Source organism: Mesorhizobium sp. M4B.F.Ca.ET.203.01.1.1 (assembly GCF_004791025.1).
GTDB lineage: Bacteria > Pseudomonadota > Alphaproteobacteria > Rhizobiales > Rhizobiaceae > Mesorhizobium > Mesorhizobium abyssinicae.
In genome coordinates this window covers 1-333 of the sequence record NZ_SRUO01000161.1, presented here as the reverse complement: position 1 = coordinate 333, position 333 = coordinate 1, and the positions used below count along the sequence as shown (strand labels likewise).

Genomic DNA, 333 nt, shown 5'->3' with positions numbered 1-333 from the left:
ATCGCCAGCACCGACAGGCCCGCGACCATCAGGGTCGCCAGCCGCACCAGCGTGGCCATCCGCAGCAGTGCCTGCGAGAACGCCTGGCTCTGCACCTTCATCCGCTGGTCCAGGTCACGCAGCTGCTGCAGGTAGTGGTCGCGTGCGGCAACGGGCACCAGGCTGCCGTCGTGCCGCAACTGCAGTTCATCGATCAGTCGCTGCAGCGCCATCAGGTCGCCATCGGTCTGCCGCCACAACGCGCTCGCTTCGCGGAAGGCACCGATGTCGCGCGCGTAGCGGAACGAGAACACCAGGCGTGGGATGTCGGCGCGCGCGTTGCCGCCCTGCAGG

Annotated in this window: 1 protein-coding gene; it reads right to left on the bottom strand. The window is 68.8% G+C overall.

Annotated elements, in window-relative coordinates:
• The coding region (locus EN846_RS34120) for a hypothetical protein (protein WP_210236151.1) at positions 1 to 333 on the bottom strand (333 nt) is incomplete at both ends.